14 protein-coding genes and 4 tRNA genes are annotated in these 17,572 nt (G+C 40.2%); 7 read left to right on the top strand and 11 right to left on the bottom strand.

Annotated features, from left to right (window positions below; all coding sequences use genetic code 11):
• Positions 1 to 201 precede the first annotated feature (201 nt).
• Entirely contained in the window at positions 202 to 1,863 is a 1,662-nt protein-coding gene (gene ettA, locus ACG59Z_RS07425) for an energy-dependent translational throttle protein EttA (RefSeq protein WP_400198685.1), read from the top strand.
• A 44-nt stretch (positions 1,864 to 1,907) separates the two neighbouring features.
• Here the strand turns inward: ettA and ACG59Z_RS07420 are convergent, their stop codons facing one another.
• Both ACG59Z_RS07420 and ACG59Z_RS07415 read right to left on the bottom strand, forming a co-directional pair.
• A complete protein-coding gene (locus tag ACG59Z_RS07420; protein WP_263614751.1) occupies positions 1,908 to 2,288 on the bottom strand; it encodes a tetratricopeptide repeat protein in 381 nt (126 codons plus the stop codon).
• Positions 2,289 to 2,630: 342 nt separating this feature from the next.
• The gene (locus ACG59Z_RS07415) at positions 2,631 to 3,323 is read right to left on the bottom strand and encodes a hypothetical protein (protein WP_400198683.1); all 693 of its coding nucleotides are present in this window, start codon (positions 3,321 to 3,323) and stop codon (positions 2,631 to 2,633) included.
• A 158-nt stretch (positions 3,324 to 3,481) separates the two neighbouring features.
• Here ACG59Z_RS07415 and ACG59Z_RS07410 point away from each other — a divergent pair, with 158 nt between their 5' ends.
• The 5 genes from ACG59Z_RS07410 to ACG59Z_RS07390 all read left to right on the top strand — a co-directional run bounded on the left by ACG59Z_RS07410 (position 3,482) and on the right by ACG59Z_RS07390 (position 10,788).
• Positions 3,482 to 3,877, top strand: a complete 396-nt coding sequence (locus tag ACG59Z_RS07410) for a cation efflux protein, CzcI-like (protein ID WP_343568854.1) — start codon at positions 3,482 to 3,484, stop codon at positions 3,875 to 3,877.
• Between the two features lie 57 nt (positions 3,878 to 3,934).
• Positions 3,935 to 5,344, top strand: coding sequence for a TolC family protein (locus tag ACG59Z_RS07405; protein ID WP_400198682.1), 1,410 nt, complete (start codon positions 3,935 to 3,937; stop codon positions 5,342 to 5,344).
• Positions 5,344 to 6,552, top strand: a complete 1,209-nt coding sequence (locus ACG59Z_RS07400; protein WP_400198680.1) for an efflux RND transporter periplasmic adaptor subunit — start codon at positions 5,344 to 5,346, stop codon at positions 6,550 to 6,552. The genes ACG59Z_RS07405 and ACG59Z_RS07400 overlap by 1 nt, the downstream gene beginning before the upstream one ends.
• Entirely contained in the window at positions 6,542 to 9,700 is a 3,159-nt protein-coding gene (locus ACG59Z_RS07395) for an efflux RND transporter permease subunit (RefSeq protein WP_400198679.1), read from the top strand. The genes ACG59Z_RS07400 and ACG59Z_RS07395 overlap by 11 nt, the downstream gene beginning before the upstream one ends.
• A 131-nt stretch (positions 9,701 to 9,831) precedes the next feature.
• Positions 9,832 to 10,788, top strand: coding sequence for a cation diffusion facilitator family transporter (locus ACG59Z_RS07390; RefSeq protein ID WP_148356599.1), 957 nt, complete (start codon positions 9,832 to 9,834; stop codon positions 10,786 to 10,788).
• Positions 10,789 to 10,806: 18 nt separating this feature from the next.
• Here the strand turns inward: ACG59Z_RS07390 and ACG59Z_RS07385 are convergent, their stop codons facing one another.
• Positions 10,807 to 11,145, bottom strand: coding sequence for a membrane protein (locus tag ACG59Z_RS07385; RefSeq protein ID WP_002051673.1), 339 nt, complete (start codon positions 11,143 to 11,145; stop codon positions 10,807 to 10,809).
• Positions 11,146 to 11,418: 273 nt separating this feature from the next.
• Between ACG59Z_RS07385 and ACG59Z_RS07380 the strand changes: the two genes are divergently transcribed.
• Complete coding sequence (locus ACG59Z_RS07380) at positions 11,419 to 12,366, top strand: hypothetical protein (protein WP_319915099.1); 948 nt, start codon at positions 11,419 to 11,421, stop codon at positions 12,364 to 12,366.
• A 95-nt stretch (positions 12,367 to 12,461) separates the two neighbouring features.
• Here ACG59Z_RS07380 and ACG59Z_RS07375 read toward each other — a convergent pair.
• The 8 genes from ACG59Z_RS07375 to ACG59Z_RS07340 form a co-directional block, all read right to left on the bottom strand.
• Positions 12,462 to 12,537 (bottom strand) — tRNA-Glu (locus ACG59Z_RS07375).
• A gap of 88 nt (positions 12,538 to 12,625) precedes the next feature.
• A tRNA-Glu gene (locus tag ACG59Z_RS07370) sits at positions 12,626 to 12,701 on the bottom strand.
• 134 nt (positions 12,702 to 12,835) lie between these two features.
• Positions 12,836 to 13,720: a hypothetical protein gene (locus tag ACG59Z_RS07365; RefSeq protein WP_396462582.1), complete on the bottom strand. Its 885-nt coding sequence runs from the start codon at positions 13,718 to 13,720 to the stop codon at positions 12,836 to 12,838.
• Between the two features lie 116 nt (positions 13,721 to 13,836).
• Complete coding sequence (locus ACG59Z_RS07360; protein ID WP_400198676.1) at positions 13,837 to 15,255, bottom strand: amino acid permease; 1,419 nt, start codon at positions 15,253 to 15,255, stop codon at positions 13,837 to 13,839.
• Positions 15,256 to 15,386: 131 nt separating this feature from the next.
• Positions 15,387 to 15,462, bottom strand: a tRNA-Glu gene (locus ACG59Z_RS07355).
• Between the two features lie 25 nt (positions 15,463 to 15,487).
• Positions 15,488 to 15,563, bottom strand: a tRNA-Ala gene (locus ACG59Z_RS07350).
• 57 nt (positions 15,564 to 15,620) lie between these two features.
• Positions 15,621 to 17,129 (bottom strand): glutamate--tRNA ligase, encoded by a 1,509-nt coding sequence (gltX, locus tag ACG59Z_RS07345; protein ID WP_311086535.1) that lies wholly within the window; start codon positions 17,127 to 17,129, stop codon positions 15,621 to 15,623.
• Positions 17,130 to 17,246: 117 nt separating this feature from the next.
• The gene (locus tag ACG59Z_RS07340) at positions 17,247 to 17,546 is read right to left on the bottom strand and encodes a DUF4179 domain-containing protein (protein WP_400198673.1); all 300 of its coding nucleotides are present in this window, start codon (positions 17,544 to 17,546) and stop codon (positions 17,247 to 17,249) included.
• Positions 17,547 to 17,572 lie beyond the last annotated feature (26 nt).

Below are 17,572 nucleotides of genomic sequence, written 5' to 3'. Positions count from 1 at the left end.
ATAAAGATAGAAAAATATACGCTGAAACGTTGTATAAATCTTATACATAAACATTTTGCAACTTATTGAAAAAGAAAATTGTTTGATAAATCCGTACGATGGAAATCATAACTTCAAGTCGTTAGTGTTTTCATCGTATAATACGCGCGATTATTTTATCGCTTCTTGCGATGTATTGGTTTTTCAATTGAGGAGTCCTGCGTGGCCCAATATATTTATACGATGAACCGAGTGTCTAAAATGGTTCCGCCAAAGCGCGAAATCTTAAAAGACATCTCTTTATCATTTTTCCCGGGTGCCAAAATTGGTGTTCTCGGTTTGAACGGTGCGGGTAAATCTACCTTGCTTCGTATTATGGCTGGCGTAGATAAAGATTTCTCTGGTGAAGCTCGTGCACAACCTGGAATTAAAATCGGCTATTTAGAGCAAGAGCCGCCACTTGATCCAACGAAAGACGTTCGTGGTAACGTTGAAGATGGCGTACGTGAAGCTTTAGATGCTTTAGAACGTCTTGATCAGGTATTTGCAGAATATGCAGACCCAGATGCAGATTTTGATGCGCTTGCGAAAGAGCAGGAAAAATTAGAATCAATTATCCATGCTTGGGATGCGCACAACCTAAACAACCAGCTTGAAATCGCGGCAGATGCCTTGAACCTTCCAGCTTGGGATGCAGACGTAAGTAAGCTTTCAGGTGGTGAACGCCGCCGTGTAGCACTTTGCCGTTTATTGCTCTCTAAACCAGACATGTTACTTCTTGACGAACCGACGAACCATTTGGATGCAGAGTCTGTATCTTGGTTAGAGCGTTTCTTAAAAGACTTCCCAGGCACAATCGTTGCGATTACGCACGACCGTTATTTCCTTGATAACGTTGCCGAGTGGATCTTGGAGCTTGACCGTGGGCATGGTATTCCTTACCAAGGTAACTATACTTCTTGGTTGGAGCAAAAAAATGCTCGTTTAGAACAAGAGCAGAAACAAGAAGAATCTTTTGCTAAAGCATTGAAAAAAGAACTTGAATGGGTTCGTTCAAATGCGAAAGGTCAGCAAAAGAAAAACAAAGCGCGTATGGAGCGTTTTGAAGAGCTTAACTCACGCGAGTTCCAACAGCGTAACGAGACCTCTGAAATCTATATTCCACCTGGTCCACGTTTAGGTAACAAGGTTGTTGAAGTAGAGAACATCAGTAAATCATTTGGTGATCGTTTACTTTACGAAAACTTGTCATTTACGGTGCCACCAGCAGCGATTGTCGGTATTGTAGGTCCTAACGGTGCGGGTAAAACGACTTTATTCCGTATGATGACAGGCGAGCAAAAACCTGACACCGGTACTGTAACACTTGGTGATTCGGTTAAAGTTGCTTATGTGGGTCAGATTCGTGACACTTTAGATGATAACAAAACAGTTTGGGAAGAAGTTTCTGGCGGTTTAGATATCTTGAAAGTGGGCGATTATGAAATTGCATCACGTGCTTATATCGGTCGCTTTAACTTCAAAGGTCAAGATCAGCAGAAACGCGTAGGCGAATTGTCTGGTGGTGAGCGTAACCGTTTACAACTTGCAAAAATTTTACAGCAAGGCGCAAACGTTATCTTACTGGATGAGCCATCAAACGACTTGGACGTAGAAACTTTACGTGCACTTGAAGATGCAATTTTGGTGTTCCCTGGTACGGTAATGGTGGTATCGCATGACCGTTGGTTCCTTGACCGTATTGCAACTCACATCTTGTCATTTGAAGATGAGCAACCAGAGTTCTATACAGGTAACTATACCGAGTTTGAAGCATATCGCCGTGCTAAGCTTGGTGATGACGCTCAGCCTCATCGCAAAAAATACAAAAAAATTAGCGGTTAATTACTGCTAGATTGAAAAAACCAGCCTAAGGGCTGGTTTTTTTATTAGAAGGCAAGTTTACTAAAAGCTTCTTGTAAGCAGTGTTCAGCATAGGGATGACCTTGGCTTGCTGCTTTGTTTAACCACTTTTCAGCTTCTGTATAGTTTTTATCTAAACCAAATTGACCATTTAAATAGCCAATCCCAAGTTTAAAGGAAGCGTCAGCGTTACCTCTTAAAGCTGCTCGGAGGTAGCACCACATTGCATTGCGGTCGTTTGGGGTAATATCTAGCCAATTTTGCATACGTTCATGATCTTGTACGGCTAACTCTTCAAAGCGTAAGCCTTGTTCAATTTCATCCTCAGCTTGTGAATGCATATCGGCTGGCAAGTTTTCAAAGGCAAACAAGTGATTAAGCCCATGCTTGATTGTTTTCATATCCATGATAGTCTCCCCTTGTTCCTCAATTTGATTGAATTGACTCACACTTTTAAGCTAGTCCCTTATATGGAAATCTTATGTTTTATTTTGTAAATGTGATATAGCGCATTTGGATGAAAAATGCTGAGGTTTTAGCTTACATAAAAGTTACACGTGTTTTTACGCTTAGCGAAATTACTATAAGAATAGTGGCATTCTTGACTGAAATGAGAGCTTTTAAACTTAGAAAATAGATTTTATTTTGAGCAAAAAGCTCTTGAGAAAATTTATAAATATCAAACAAAAGAAATTTCTTTAAACAAAGCCAGCTTATGAGCTGGCTGATTATTTTAAGAAAAAAGTTTTTTATTTAGTAAAGTCACCATGCAAATCTGCCCAAATCAGTGATGGAGCTACCGTGACCACATCAAACGCCAGGGCCAAAGGATAAAGCGCCATACGTGTTACACGTTTAAACGGATGCTTCTTTGTTATTTCATCTTTTTGCTGTAAGGCAATTGGATAAGGGGTAGGTAGTGTTTGTTGAGCTTTTAGGGTTCCAGTGGTTTGGTAAATTTGGCCTTTAAAACGAATAATGGCATAAGGATATAAAAGTTGTGTTTGTTGCTCCATAACCATGAAGTGATTTTTAAATCCTAAGTTTTTTAAATTTTCTTTTTCTTGTTCGCTCAACTTTGAATCAGGAATGTTGTATTGAAATTTGAGTTCACCATGAAAATGAGTGGGATCATCCATTTCAAGCATAAGAGGAGAGGAAATAATTAAAGTTCTTTGATTTACTGGAATATTTTTAATAATACTTAAAAACTCTGAGCTACCTTCGGTCATTAAATAACTATAGTCTTTGCCTACAAATACAAGACCTTGCTCTTGCTGGTTTTTCACTGCTTGTCCCAGTGAAATAATTTGATCTGTTTTTAAAATGGTTGTTTTGACCTCAGTTGTCTCACTTGGAAGGGCTGTCGATAACATAGATGTTGCGCATCCGGTTAAGCCAAGACAAGTGGCTAATATGCAAGTGGTCAACGTTTTATACATAAACATTACTCTTAAAAAAATTATTTTTGTGAAGATAAAAAATGGCTTAGCTTTAAGTGAAAAGAATGCAACCAATAAATCAATGTTTTGTAATTTTATTACATGCTAGGTGCCTGCTATAGTGGCTTTGTTCAACTTTTTAGTTTAATGGTGTGCTGTTGCCACGTTCTGCACTTTTCATGTCCGTCTTATTCTGTTTGCTTATATTCCAAAGTCTATGGAATGTGGCAGCGGCATTTTGCGCCCATGAAAATCAGGAAAAAGCATTACATCATTTTGGGCATCATGCAGCGTTGAGTTATGAAGCTTCACAGCATAGCCATACTGAAAAGACAGAAGTTGAAGGGACTATGCATAAAGCTCCCTTAAGCTTGTCCGATCATCACGACCATTTACCTTCGTGTTTTCATGTTGTGATTGTAGAAGCACAAGAAAAAATTGTTTCACCGTTAATACAGTCATCTGAGCCGAAACAACAATATTATTGGTCCAATTCTTATAAGTCCCCTCATATCTCTAAACAAGACCCTCCTCCTGTTTTAACCCTGCTATAGGTGGGGTAGCCGAAAAATAACCCACCAGAAATATTATTTATTTCATAGGGTTAATTTATGTCTATTTTTTTATACGAAAAATGTTTCGTTAGTCTGAGCACATCTTGGGTACTTAAATCATTAGTTGTTGCTGTTGCACTTTCAACTGGTGTCGTAACAAATGCAGCCAGTTCAAATCAGAACCTTGCTGAGAATACTCAACCGCAGCGCGTACAGAATGTTTTAACGTTTGAGCAAGTACTTGATCAGGTTAAGCAATTTCAGACTCAAACAGGAATTTGGCAAACTCAACAAGACATTGCAGAGAGCAATATCAAACAGAGCCAGCTATGGGAAAATCCGACGGTTTCTGTACAGCAAACGGGTTTTAAATCTGGAAAAGATCAGGAACTAGAACTTGGGATCTCGCAAAAACTAGATATTTTTGGTGTACGCTCCGCAGCAAAAAAACTGGCTAGTGTTCAGCAAAATCAAGTTGAGTTAAATCAGGTTTTATATGAGGCTCAGCTAAAGCTGGCAGTAAAATATTTATGGTCACAAGTATCGATTTTAGAGCTTGAACATGAAGTTGCCAAAGCACAGTTAAGAACGAGTAAAAACCTTTTAGATGCGACCCGTTTACGTTTTCAGGCGGGCAGTATTGCGCAGGTTGATTTAGATCGGACTTTAATGACGCATGTTGAAAACCAGCGTTTATATCAGGAAGTTGAATTATCTCTGAGTAGTGCTAAAAGAAAACTGGCGAACTTATGGGGTGAGACGGAAGATAACTTCACCTTACGTCCAGATATAAAAAGTGCGTGGCCTTTAAAAAATGAAGGTGATATCGATCAATACTTAAAACAGAATTTGTTAGAACAGTCCATGCGGCTTCAAGCAATACAACAAAATTCTGAAATTAATTATTTAAAGGCAAAAAATCGCCCTACGCCTACCGTAAATATGGGCATAGTTCGTAGTAAAACCGCAGAAACGAGCAGTACCGAAAATCAGATACGAGTAGGTATTGCGGTTCCTTTAAATATTTTTAATCGCCAGCAATATGCGTTGAAAGCTGCCCAAAGCAAACTCAATTTAATTGACCAGCAGCAAAGCTTTTATAAAAAGCAAAGTTTGAATTCTATTCGTACCCTACAGTACGAGTTGGCTGGTTTGAAACAGCAATATAACTTGATGAATGAGCAACAGATTCCTTTATCAGAGACGGTACAGGAGAAAATGTTGCTTGGCTTTAAAGTTGGTAAATTTGCGATTACTGACGTCCAGCAATCTACCCTGCAATTACAAGAACAACGTTTGAAAAAAGTTCAACTCCTTAAATCTGCTTGGCAAAAAGCAATTGAGGCAGAAAGTTTAGCTCTCGGAATCGATCCAAACATGGTGATGTCTGGAGATGCATTAAATCAAATTAATCAAAATTTATGGCAAGACACCTATAAGTTGCCGACAGTTGGAGGGGCAGAGTAATGTCAGTTAAAAAATTAAAAAACCAATGGCTTATTGCTCTTTTGTTACTGATTGTCTGTCTTACTTTAAGTGCTTGGTTATTTTTCTCTGGAAAAAAACAGTCCAATACCGAGAAAAGTGAAGAAGGGCATGCGGAAGGTGAAGCTGGCCATGGTGAGTCTGAAAAAGAGGAAGGAAGTTTAAACCTGACTTCCAAGCAACTGGTTGAATATGGTGTGAAGTTAGAGCAAGTAGGACGTGGCGAAGTTGAGCAGAGCCTTTCTTATCCTGCCAAACTTGTCGTAAACACAGACCAGCAAGCACATGTCTCTTCAACTTTTTCTGCACGAGTAGACAGCGTAAATGTTGCACTGGGACAACAAGTTGAAAAGGGTCAGGCCCTGGCGACTTTATTTGTACCAGATTTAGTTGATCAACAAGCTAACTTAAGCATGGCGCAAGAAGCACTGACATTAGCGCAGCAAGATTATCAGCGTGAAAAACAATTGTGGGAACAAGGTGTTTCAGCACGTCAAGATTATCAGCGTGCTTATAATGCTTATCGTCAGGCACAAATTCAGGTACAGGCAGCAAATAGCCGTTTAAGTGCCTTAGGAGCGACTCGCTCAAGTAAAGGTCGATATGTTTTGACTGCACCTTTAAGCGGTGTAATCAGTAATAAAGATATTGTGATTGGTGAGCAAATTGGTCCTGATAAACAGTTATTTGTTATTGATCGACTAGATCAGTTATGGGTTGAGTTTGTGCTACCAAGTGCAAATACCAATATTCAGCCTAATCAGGAAATTGAATTTAAGTCACTGCAAACGAATAATATTTTCAAAGCGCAGGTGCAAAGCCTAACTTCAGAAGCAGATACTCAAACTGGTCGTTTACAGGTTCGTGCCAAGGTGCTGACACCTTCAAAAGAATTACGTCCTAACTTAATGGTCAACGTGTTACTGAAACAAAATAATGCAGCGACTGTATTACGGGTTAACAAGGCAGCGGTACAACAGATTGATGGAAAGAATGTGGTCTTTGTTGCAAAACAGGAGAAGGACAAAATTCATTTCGCTCCTGTTGCGGTAGAGTTAGGCAATTATTCTTCAGATGCGCAATGGGTTGAGGCTAAATCAGGAATTACCGAAAAGCAGCAATATGTGACTCAAGGTAGTTTCTTGCTCAAGTCCGAACTTGAAAAAGGAGAGGCTGAGCATGGACATTAATAAACCTGATTTGCCAAAGGCTGAAGGTTTGTTTGATCGAATCATTCAGTTTTCAATTAACAACGCCATTTGGGTCATGATGTTTGTCGTGGCTTGGATTGGTGTCGGAATTTATAGCTATCAAAAACTTTCAATTGATGCCGTGCCGGATATCACCAACGTACAGGTACAAATCAATAGTCAGGCCAATGGCTTTACGGCACCAGAAGTTGAGCAAAGGATCACTTATCCGATTGAAAATGCCATGTCTGGTATTCCAAATCTGGAACAGACTCGTTCAATTTCCAGATATGGTCTTTCTCAGGTCACCATTATCTTTAAAGATGGCACAGATATTTATTGGGCAAGACAGTTAATTAACCAGCGTTTACAAGAAGCTAAGAGTGCTTTACCCGATAGTATTGATCCGCAAATGTCTCCAATTTCAACTGGACTCGGTGAGATTTATCAATGGGTGGTAAAAGCGGAACCAAATGCTAAAAAAGCAGATGGTTCAGCCTATAGCGCGATGGACTTGCGTGAAATTCAAGACTGGATTATTCGGCCCCAGTTACAACGCGTACAAGGGGTAGCCGAGGTTAATAGCATTGGTGGATACAACAAAACTTATGTGGTCTCTCCAGATCTGACACGGTTACAACAGTTGCAGATTCCTCTCACCGATTTACAAGATGCGCTTCAAAATAACAATGAAAACCGCGGTGCCGGATTTATTGAAGAGAATGGTCAGCAACTCACAGTTCGTGTTCCAGGTATGCTGACGTCGATACAAGACATTCAGAACGTTACGGTCGCCACGAAAAACGGTTTACCTATACGGGTTGCTGATGTGGCATCAGTATCGATTGGTCATGACTTGCGTACGGGTGGGGCTACCTATAATGGACAGGAAACTGTTTTAGGTATCGCCATGATGATGATGGGCGAAAACAGTAAAACCATTGCCAAAGCGATTGATCAGAAAGTTCAGGAAATTCAGAGATCACTCCCTCAGGGTGTTGTGATCGAAACAGTCTATGATCGGAGTAACCTTGTAGATAAAGCAATTAAAACAGTAGCTAAAAATTTGATTGAAGGGGCGATTTTAGTCATCGTTATTCTTTTCATTTTTTTAGGAAACTTTCGCGCTGCTTTAATCACTGCTTGTATTATCCCGTTGGCAATGCTTTTTACCTTAACAGGTATGGCAGAACAGAAAATCAGTGCCAACCTCATGAGTCTAGGCGCTTTAGACTTCGGGATCATTGTGGATGGGGCAGTTGTTATTGTTGAAAACTGTATTCGGCGTTTAGCTGAAGCACAGCATTTAAAAGGTCGCTTATTAACGCGTTCAGAACGCTTTACAGAGGTCTTTCTCGCAGCTAAACAGGCACGCCGACCATTAATATTTGGTCAGATCATCATTATGGTCGTGTACCTACCAATTTTTGCTTTAGCAGGCGTAGAAGCAAAAATGTTCCACCCTATGGCAATGACCGTTGTCCTAGCGTTATTGGGAGCAATTATTTTATCTGTGACCTTTGTTCCGGCAGCTGTCGCTCTGTTTGTTACGGGTGAAGTGAAGGAAAAAGAAAGCCGTTGGATGATGGCCTTGAAAAAAGGTTATGCAGGTTTACTCGATAAGGCTTATGCCTTCCGATATGTTGTTGTTACAGCAGCGGTCAGCATCTTGATTTTAACAAGTGCAATTGCAACAAGAGTAGGAAGTGAGTTCGCGCCTCAACTCAGTGAGGGTGATTTTGCGTTGCAACTCATGCGTGCACCGAGCACAGGCATAGAGGAGTCGCTTAAAATTCAGGAGAATGTGGAAAAGCAGTTACTGAAAGCCTTCCCTGAAATTAAAGCCATTTTTGCAAGAACAGGAACAGCCGAGGTTGCTACCGATGTCATGCCTCCTAATATTTCCGATGGTATTGTTCTATTAAAACCACACGATCAATGGCCAAACCCTAAAGAAACAATAGATGAATTGCGTGCCAGAATGCTGCAATTCGTGAATCAGATTCCTGGTAATAACAGTGAATTCTCACAACCAATTGAACTACGTTTTAATGAGCTCATTTCAGGTGTACGTAGTGATATTGGGGTGAAAGTTTTTGGGGACGATATGCAGGTCCTCAATCAGGAAGCAGAAAAAATAGCCCAACAGCTACGTAGTATTCAAGGTGCCAGTGAAGTCAAAGTTGAACAGACTGACGGTTTGCCATTACTGAATGTAGATGTTGATCATGCATTGGCTGCCCAATACGGTTTATCAGTCAAGTCTATTCAGGATATTGTTGCCGCGAGTATCGGTGGGCAGAGTGTAGGACAAATTTTACAGGGCGATAGACGTTTCGATTTTGTGATTCGTTTGCAGGAAAACATGCGTACGCCTCAGCAGTTAGCTCAGTTACCGATTCGCTTACCAAACGGTGGTCTAATTCAGTTACAAGACGTCGCTAAGGTTGAGAATATTCTAGGTCTTGCTCAAGTAAGTCGTGAAAATGGTAAGCGCCGCGTCATTGTGACAGCAAATGTGCGTGATCGTGATCTTGGGTCTTTTGTACAAGAGATGCAAAGCAAACTGGCTCAGCAAAAGCTACCTAGCGGTTACTGGTTAGGCTATGGAGGACAGTTTGAGAATCTTGCTTCTGCTACAGCAAGAATGCAAATCGTCGTGCCGATGGCGCTCATCATGATCTTTGTGTTGCTGATGGCTGTATTTAGTAATTTTAAAGACAGCTTACTGGTATTTAGTGGAGTTCCTTTCGCTTTATCTGGCGGATTAGTGGCTTTATGGTTGAGGGATATTCCACTTTCCATGTCTGCTGGGGTCGGTTTCATCGCTTTATCGGGTGTTGCAGTATTGAATGGTTTGGTCATGCTCACGTTCATTAAAGAACTGAGAGCAACTTTAGATGTTCATGCAGCAACTTGGAAAGGAGCGGTATTACGATTACGTCCAGTATTAATGACAGCATTTGTTGCTTCACTTGGTTTTATTCCAATGGCCTTGGCGACAGGAACCGGAGCAGAAGTACAACGACCTTTGGCAACAGTCGTTATTGGTGGCATTATTTCATCTACGATATTAACTCTGGTTCTATTGCCTGTGATTTATCGATGGATGAATGAAAGCAAAACGAAAAGCACTGAGCATTCATAATGTCATCGTTTTGAGATATCTTTTTTGATGATAGCGTCAATTCAAAAAAGTGTTTGAAAGAGGTAAAAGTAGAGATGTATCTATCATTACTTTTACCTCTCCATAAAGATAAATAATAAGGAGTCCGCAAAATGGGTGGACAACATGGTCATGATCATAGTCATGCTGTAGTGACTGAAGGTAATGCTAAGAAATTAATGATTGCTTTAGCACTCACCTCAACATTTTTAATTGTTGAGGTTGTTGCTGGTTTAATCACGCAAAGTTTGGCATTACTCTCTGACGCTGCGCATATGTTTACTGATGCTGCTGCTCTGGCAATTGCTTTGGTTGCAATTCAGATTGCAAAGCGTCCAGCCGATAATAAACGTACTTTTGGTTATCAGCGCTTTGAAATTCTGGCTGCATTATTTAATGCACTCATGCTTTTCGTGGTGGCGATTTATATTTTATATGAAGCCTATATCCGCTTCTCTAAACCACCTGAAATTCAAAGTGTGGGCATGCTCATTGTGGCAACCATTGGTTTGGTAATTAACCTCATCTCAATGAAAATCCTCATGTCGAGTGCCAATAACAGCTTAAATGTCAAAGGCGCTTATTTAGAGGTATTGAGTGATGCGCTAGGCTCGGTTGGCGTTATTATTGGTGCAGTTGTGATTTACTTTACCAACTGGTACTGGGTGGATACGATTATTGCGGTACTGATTGGTTTTTGGGTATTACCAAGAACATGGGTTTTGCTTAAACAAAGTATCAATATTTTGCTCGAAGGCGTACCCGAAGAAGTCGATATCGAAAAGTTACGTGCAGATTTACTGTCTTTAAATGGTGTTGAAAGTATTCACCAACTCAAGGTATGGGCGATTACTTCTAAAAACATCCATTTAACCGTGCACTTATTTGCGCCCGAAGCTGACCGTACTAAGCTCTATCAAGATGCTGTTGAAATGCTTTCTCATGAGCATGGTATTGGTGAAGTGACATTGCAAATTGAAGATGATGCCGAGATCAATTGCCAGCATATCGCTCAACATGCTTCACATGAACATGATGAGACTGACAAAGAACATTCACATCAGCATTAAGCTGATGTGAATACTTTTTTAAATTTCCCATTCGTGATTGCAGTCACGACATTTCCAGTGTTTTTGTGACTGCATAAATGCTTGCATAGACAATTTAAAGTCCGGCAAATCACGCCAGAACATAAAACCTGCCCCTAAAGTCACAACAAAAACAACGACCGTTGCAATTTGTAGAGAAGTGCCAGCGCCATTGCCAAAAATCCACATAAAAATACTAATTACAACCAAGAGTAATAGTACAAAAATGGCAGGAACTAAAATCACTAAGCTCTTAGGCACAACAGGCTTGGCACTGTTAACACCTTGGCTTACAGGCATAATTTTAACACTTTGACATTGAGGGCAACGATATTGCATGACAGCTCCACATTAAATTTGAATCTATTCTAACGGAAATGCAGGGAAAGGAAAAAATTTGTAGGGCTTTAGAAAAGTGAGGTGATGATTAGATATAAAATACTTTTTTGAAACAAGCATATATAAAAAAATGATGATTTATGCGTACACATAAAAGTTAAAATAATACTGTAGAGCATGCTAATCTAGATAAAAACCAAGTGTGTTCAACACTGGGAATGAGCTGAAAAGCTGATTAATAGGATGCGAAAGAAATATAAAAAGGAGAAGGACTTGGGTCAAGAAGATGACAATAAGTCGAAGCCTATAACGACATCAACAGTTTCAGGGAACCCTGACCCTATAAAACTGTCATTCTCACGCCGTTTGCTGCATAAGACCTTGCAACATGCTCATGATGCCGTCGGGTTTGCTAGTGATACGACACGTAATCTTGCCGAGGTTGCAGATGCAGCTTTAGATGCTTTAGACCATGTAACAACTCATACAAAGCGTGGAGTCGTTGGCATGACCAATCTGGCAGCAGGAACTGTTAGAGATATGGTCTCTGAAACCAGTGAAACTGCGCGTCAGGTTGCGTTAATTATGGCCCGTACTTTTCTAGGTAAGAGTACGCTGAATTTATATTTGCCTGAAATGCTGTTAAACAGCCAAATTCGTAAACGAATAGATCGTTCAGAAATTGATGATATTAAAGTTCAATGTGGCAATGATCGTTTTCAGGTTGAAATCGATGGGCACTATCACCGTTTCCTGTATCGGCTGAGTTTAGATTTTCGGGTATTGGAATGCCGTATTGGGCAAGAAAAATTCTTACGCTTACGCCAAATGGATGAGAGTCTCGATGTGCAAATACGTCATGGCGGAACATTGTCGAATTGGGCAGTCCGTCGAATTGGGCGAGTCGGTTTTGAAGTCATTAATATGTTGCCTATACCATCGCTGATTAATCATTTGATTCGTGATATTCCAGGCATTCAGCGTGATGGTCATCGTATGTGGTTTATTGATCTTGAACAGGCAGGATTTATTGACTTCATTAACAACCGTTCATGGATGGTAGAAAAACTTTTAAGCTTGACAGACTTTAGTATATTACCGGGGCTCAATATTTTGAGAGAAAGCCGTGAGCTTGTGCAGCAACTGGTAGATCAATTTGAAATAAAAGGTCTGCGTGTTCAATCAGGTCGTCTTGAAGTCCAAGTTGGAATTGCGAATTAAATTATATTGATGAAAAGCTGATTGATGATCAGCTTTTTTATTGTCTAGATAAGAAGAAAAAAGCCACTGTCGTTATGCAGTGGCTTTTTAGAATTTGGCGTCCCTACGGGGATTCGAACCCCGGTTACCGCCGTGAAAGGGCGATGTCCTAGGCCTCTAGACGATAGGGACTTATATGAGGCTAGTTACCTGCGCGCAGTAAACTGCTTGCCTAAATTCTCGGCAAAGATAATTAATCTTTGCTTTTCCTCGAATTTAGTGGCGTCCCTACGGGGATTCGAACCCCGGTTACCGCCGTGAAAGGGCGATGTCCTAGGCCTCTAGACGATAGGGACGTTTCAGAGGTGGGCGTATATTAGGTCGATTTAATAAAAGTGTCAAATAGTTTTCTGAAGAAATATTAAAAAAAACAGTCAAGCGCTTAAAAATAACTCAAATTGTAGAAAATATAGTCATTTATGGCTAATTTTTATTGAAAAGGTTCGATAATGGCTTTGATAACTTCGTGATGTTGTAAGTAACCCACAATTTCATGGGGCTGGTTAGCAAAAGTAAAAATCTCTTGATTAATGATGGGCGGGGTAAAATCAAAAGGTGCTTCACTTAACGGGAAAGCAGTTAAAAAATCATCTTTTGAGTAGAAATTATACCAATCACCATTGAGGCATTTTGGTCGTTCAATCGGAATGGGAAGTTTACTTTGGATCACCCGAAAAGAAAGTGGTGAAGCCAAGGTAACAAAGCGTTGTACTGAAAAATGATAAGCCGGATCTGATAACAAGTGAAATGCGATCACAGAGCCCAAAGAGTGTGCGACTACAATGCACTCTTCATCATCATGCATTTGTTTTAAAATTCTTTGGTGAACTTCGTACATAAAATCAGGATTAGATAAGTACATGTAAGTTTCAATCAAGAATTGTTGAATTAAACTCTCATGTAGTTTGGGAAAATTATTTAAAAGAACCACCATTTCTTTAAGAACACGATCTTTTACTAACTGTGAAGTCAGATATAAACGTTCTGATAAGCTTTCTGCAGGTTGATCAGGAGAAAGGGGGAGATGGGGTACAAAAGGAGTATGCTCCTTAGGTGTAGAGGCTTGCTGGTTTAAATGGATAGGTAAATGAAAGTTAAAAGATTTTGGAAGTAAGGTGTTTAGGTCTAATTGATTGGATAATTGATATTTCGTCATTAAATCGCCATAAAATGGCATATGTATATGTAGATCTCTTAAATTAACTCTACAATGTAATTGTTTTAAGCCGAGTTTAAATACTTTTAGCCAATGCTCCTTTAAACGATGTGCTGTGTAATTCTGTTGATTCATCCCATGGATAAATATAATTTTCATTGTAGGCAAAGAATTGTTTTTAATATAAATTTTAATCTACAACGGTAGATTCTATAAAGCCAGTATCTAGGCAAAAAAAAGTGTAGCTTTTTGCTACACTTTTTAATTACAAGCACTTAAGCTTTGTCGCGATAAAAAATAAAGTAACTTACATAGCATAAAGCAGTAAAAATTAAGCAACCTACAAAACCAGCTCGCATTTGAGGGTCAGCTGCCATACTTAAACAGGTGATAAAGCAGAAAAGAAAACCTAAAATTGGAACGATGGGGAATAGTGGTGCTGCATATTTTAAATCTTTAACTGTATGACCAGCTCGGTACCAGTGCCTACGGAAATTGAACTGACTTAAACAAATACTCATCCAGACAATAACCATGGTAAAAGCTGCAACACCGAGTAAGTTTTTAAAGATGGTTTCAGGTGCAAACTGTTCCGATAACAAACCTGGGATTGCGCCAAACATGGTAATAACCAGAGCCACAATAGGTGTTCCACTTTTTGAAAGTGTGGCAAATACACTTGGAAGTAGTTTTTGTTCTGATAAAGACCACATCATACGTGAAGCTGCATACAAACCTGAATTTGCAGCTGAGAGCAGTGCCGTAATAATTACAAAACGAATGATGTCATCAGCATATGGAATCCCGATGTAATTAAATACAGTAACGAAAGGACTGCTACTTACACTTTCACTGCTTAAGCCTGCAAGCTGGAAAGGAAGTAATGCGCTAATCACAATAATGGTGCCTACAAAGAAGATAAGAAGACGCCAGATTGCAGCATTAATCGCTTTAGGGACGTTCTGTGCAGGATCTTTCGTTTCACCAGCAGCCACACCAATCAGTTCTGTTCCAGAGAACGCGAAATTCACAATCAGCATGGTCGTAAAGATAGGGAGGAAACCGTGTGGGAACCAGCCTTGGGCAGTTAAATTACTAAACAGAGGAGCAGTTTGAGCGCCATGAAAAGGAATTAAACCAAAAATGGCTAATAACCCAAGCACAATAAAGGCAATAACGGTAACGACCTTAACCAGTGCCAGCCAGAACTCTGACTCAGCGAATACTCGAGTTGAACTAATATTGAGTCCAAAAATAGTTACTGCAAAAATAAGTGTCCAGATCCACATTGAAATTTGTGGAAACCATTCCTGCATAAGTAGAGCAGCAGCGGTAAACTCGGTTCCTAGCGTTGCTGTCCATGTTAGCCAGTACATCCATGAAATCATGTAACCTGTACTTGGGCTAATGTACTTTTGCGCATATGCACCAAAAGAGCCAGAAACAGGCATGTGGACAGCCAGCTCGCCTAAGCAGAGCATCACCATGTAAGCAATCGCACCCCCAAGAATGTAGGCAATAATTGCGCCAATAGGTCCAGTTTGTGAAATGACTTCCCCTGAACCCAAAAATAAACCAGTACCGATTGCTCCCCCTAGCGATAACATCACAAGGTGGCGAGTACTCATGGCTCTTTTTAAAGGTGCAGTACTGTTCTGATGCTGAGCATCTAGTTGATTGTCAGATGGCTGCATATTACACATTGAGAGAATTTGAGAAAGACGCTATTTTAGATAAAATAGACAAATGTGCAATCAAGAAGGTGTCAAAGAATAGACAGGAAGGTGACGAAAGAGTCTTTAAAATGAATTTTTCAAAAAGAAAATGGCGTCCCTACGGGGATTCGAACCCCGGTTACCGCCGTGAAAGGGCGATGTCCTAGGCCTCTAGACGATAGGGACTTGATGAGGCAAACACAAAGGATCTTGGTGGAGCCAAGCGGGATCGAACCGCTGACCTCTACAATGCCATTGTAGCGCTCTACCAACTGAGCTATGGCCCCAGTTTGTGTGAGCGCAATATTAGGTTGAATGCGCCCACACGTCAATAAAAAAATGAATTAAGCTTCGCTAGTTGCTTCATTTTTCGGCAATTTTAAGCTTTCATTGAGCTTTTCCCAGATTTTTACTTCTTTTTTGCTCGGTGCACCAACAATTTCTAATGCATGTCGTAAACGAGCAAAGGTTAAATCAGGGCCAAGCGTAACCATTGATTGCATCACTGGTGTTGAGCTGGTTGAGCCGGCAATTGCAATAAAGAACGCTGGCATAAAGTCACGTAATTTAATACCCATCTGATTTGCCAAGTCCATTAGGGTTTGGCTAACCGTGTCATTATTCCAAGTAAACTGACCTTCAAGACGCCAAATTGCAAATTGTAGGCTTTGACGAACTTGTTCTTGAGTCAATTTTTTACTTTCAAACATTTCGGCTGTAATTTGTGGCATATGGTTAAAGTAAAAACCAGCCCAATTCACGGCTTCAGAAAGTAAATTAATACGTGGTTGAATAGCGGCAGCAATGTCTTCTAAAGTGCTGCGATCACTTTTCCAAGTAAGTAAACGGTCTAATAGTTGGCCTGGTGTTAAGCCTTTGATCCATTGGCCATTTAACCAATTGAGTTTTTCGACATCAAAAATCGGACCACCCAAAGATACACGTTGGATATCAAAGTGATCCATCATGTCTTGAAGAGTAAATACTTCACGCTCATCTGGCATTGACCAGCCCATACGGCCTAAATAGTTGAGTAAGGCTTCTGGTAGAACACCGATATCGCGGTAGTAGTTAATTGATGTTGGGTTTTTACGTTTAGATAATTTTGATTTATCTGGGTTACGTAGCAATGGCATGTGGCAAAGCGTTGGCATTTCCCAACCAAAATATTGGTAAAGTAATTGATGCTTTGGTGCAGATGGAAGCCATTCTTCACCACGCAATACATGAGTGATTTCCATTAAATGGTCATCAACTACGTTTGCTAAATGATAAGTCGGTAAGCCATCTGTTTTAAGAAGAACTTGCATATCGACTTGTGCCCAAGGAATTTCTACTTCGCCGCGTAGTAAATCATTAAATTTACATACGCCTTCTTCAGGCACTTTCATACGAATGACATGAGGTTCACCCGCTTCAAGACGGCGAGTGACTTCTTCTTGAGAAAGCTTTAAGCCACGGCCATCATATTTTGGTGTTTCACCACGTGCTTGCTGTTCAGCACGCATTTGATCTAGTTCTTCTGCTGTCGCGAAACAGTAAAAAGCATGACCTTTTTCAACAAGTTCTAACGCGTATTGCTTATAAATTCCCATGCGCTCTGATTGGCGATAAGGCGCGTGTGGGCCACCCACATCTGGACCTTCAGACCAGTTTAAACCTAACCAGCGTAAAGAATCTAAAATCATTTTTTCAGATTCTGGTGTAGAGCGAAGTTGGTCTGTATCTTCAATTCTTAAAATAAATTCCCCGCCATGTTGTTTCGCAAAACACATGTTGAATAAGGCAATGTAGGCAGTACCAACATGAGGGAAACCAGTAGGAGAAGGTGCAATACGAGTACGAACTTTCATAGATAATGGGTCAAAATAAAAATTGAAACTATTATAACGAAAAAGCCCAGTATTCTGACGTTTTTATTTAACGGCAGACTGGGCTTAATTTGAAACGATGAGGGGCTGTTTCAAATATTAAGAAGTATGTGGCTGGAAGATTGCCTGAACAAAACGTGAAAAACGTTCATGCTGTGCAGCAAGAAAATTTTGAGTAGGTGTTACACGAATAGTGTTAAGTACTTTTAGCTCATCATCTGTAGATGGTAAGGCTATAGTATTGCGTTTTTGTTGGTCTAGCGCTTTTTCAATAAGCGAAGACTGACGGTCCGAAACGCTTTTGGTTGGTGTATCTTTGAGTGCTGCGGCAACAGATAATTGTGATGCAAAACTGAGCACCAAACCCAAACTCAAAGCTTTTCCATACTTAGTTTTCATTTTTACTCATCCCCTCAGTACGTACA

The organism is Acinetobacter sp. ABJ_C1_1, assembly GCF_044684115.1.
Lineage (GTDB): Bacteria > Pseudomonadota > Gammaproteobacteria > Pseudomonadales > Moraxellaceae > Acinetobacter > Acinetobacter nosocomialis_A.
Note: the sequence above shows the minus strand (reverse complement) of the source record. Positions and strands in the feature narration are given on the sequence as shown.

Coding starts and splice junctions, on each gene's coding strand:
- ACG59Z_RS07420 (WP_263614751.1), bottom strand. CDS start 2,288: ATGGATATGAAAACAATCAAGCATGGGCTTAATCACTTGTTTGCCTTT.
- ACG59Z_RS07415 (WP_400198683.1), bottom strand. CDS start 3,323: ATGTATAAAACGTTGACCACTTGCATATTAGCCACTTGTCTTGGCTTA.
- ACG59Z_RS07405 (WP_400198682.1), top strand. CDS start 3,935: ATGTCTATTTTTTTATACGAAAAATGTTTCGTTAGTCTGAGCACATCT.
- ACG59Z_RS07400 (WP_400198680.1), top strand. CDS start 5,344: ATGTCAGTTAAAAAATTAAAAAACCAATGGCTTATTGCTCTTTTGTTA.
- ACG59Z_RS07395 (WP_400198679.1), top strand. CDS start 6,542: ATGGACATTAATAAACCTGATTTGCCAAAGGCTGAAGGTTTGTTTGAT.
- ACG59Z_RS07390 (WP_148356599.1), top strand. CDS start 9,832: ATGGGTGGACAACATGGTCATGATCATAGTCATGCTGTAGTGACTGAA.
- ACG59Z_RS07385 (WP_002051673.1), bottom strand. CDS start 11,145: ATGCAATATCGTTGCCCTCAATGTCAAAGTGTTAAAATTATGCCTGTA.
- ACG59Z_RS07365 (WP_396462582.1), bottom strand. CDS start 13,720: ATGAAAATTATATTTATCCATGGGATGAATCAACAGAATTACACAGCA.
- ACG59Z_RS07360 (WP_400198676.1), bottom strand. CDS start 15,255: ATGCAGCCATCTGACAATCAACTAGATGCTCAGCATCAGAACAGTACT.
- gltX (WP_311086535.1), bottom strand. CDS start 17,129: ATGAAAGTTCGTACTCGTATTGCACCTTCTCCTACTGGTTTCCCTCAT.
- ACG59Z_RS07340 (WP_400198673.1), bottom strand. CDS start 17,546: ATGAAAACTAAGTATGGAAAAGCTTTGAGTTTGGGTTTGGTGCTCAGT.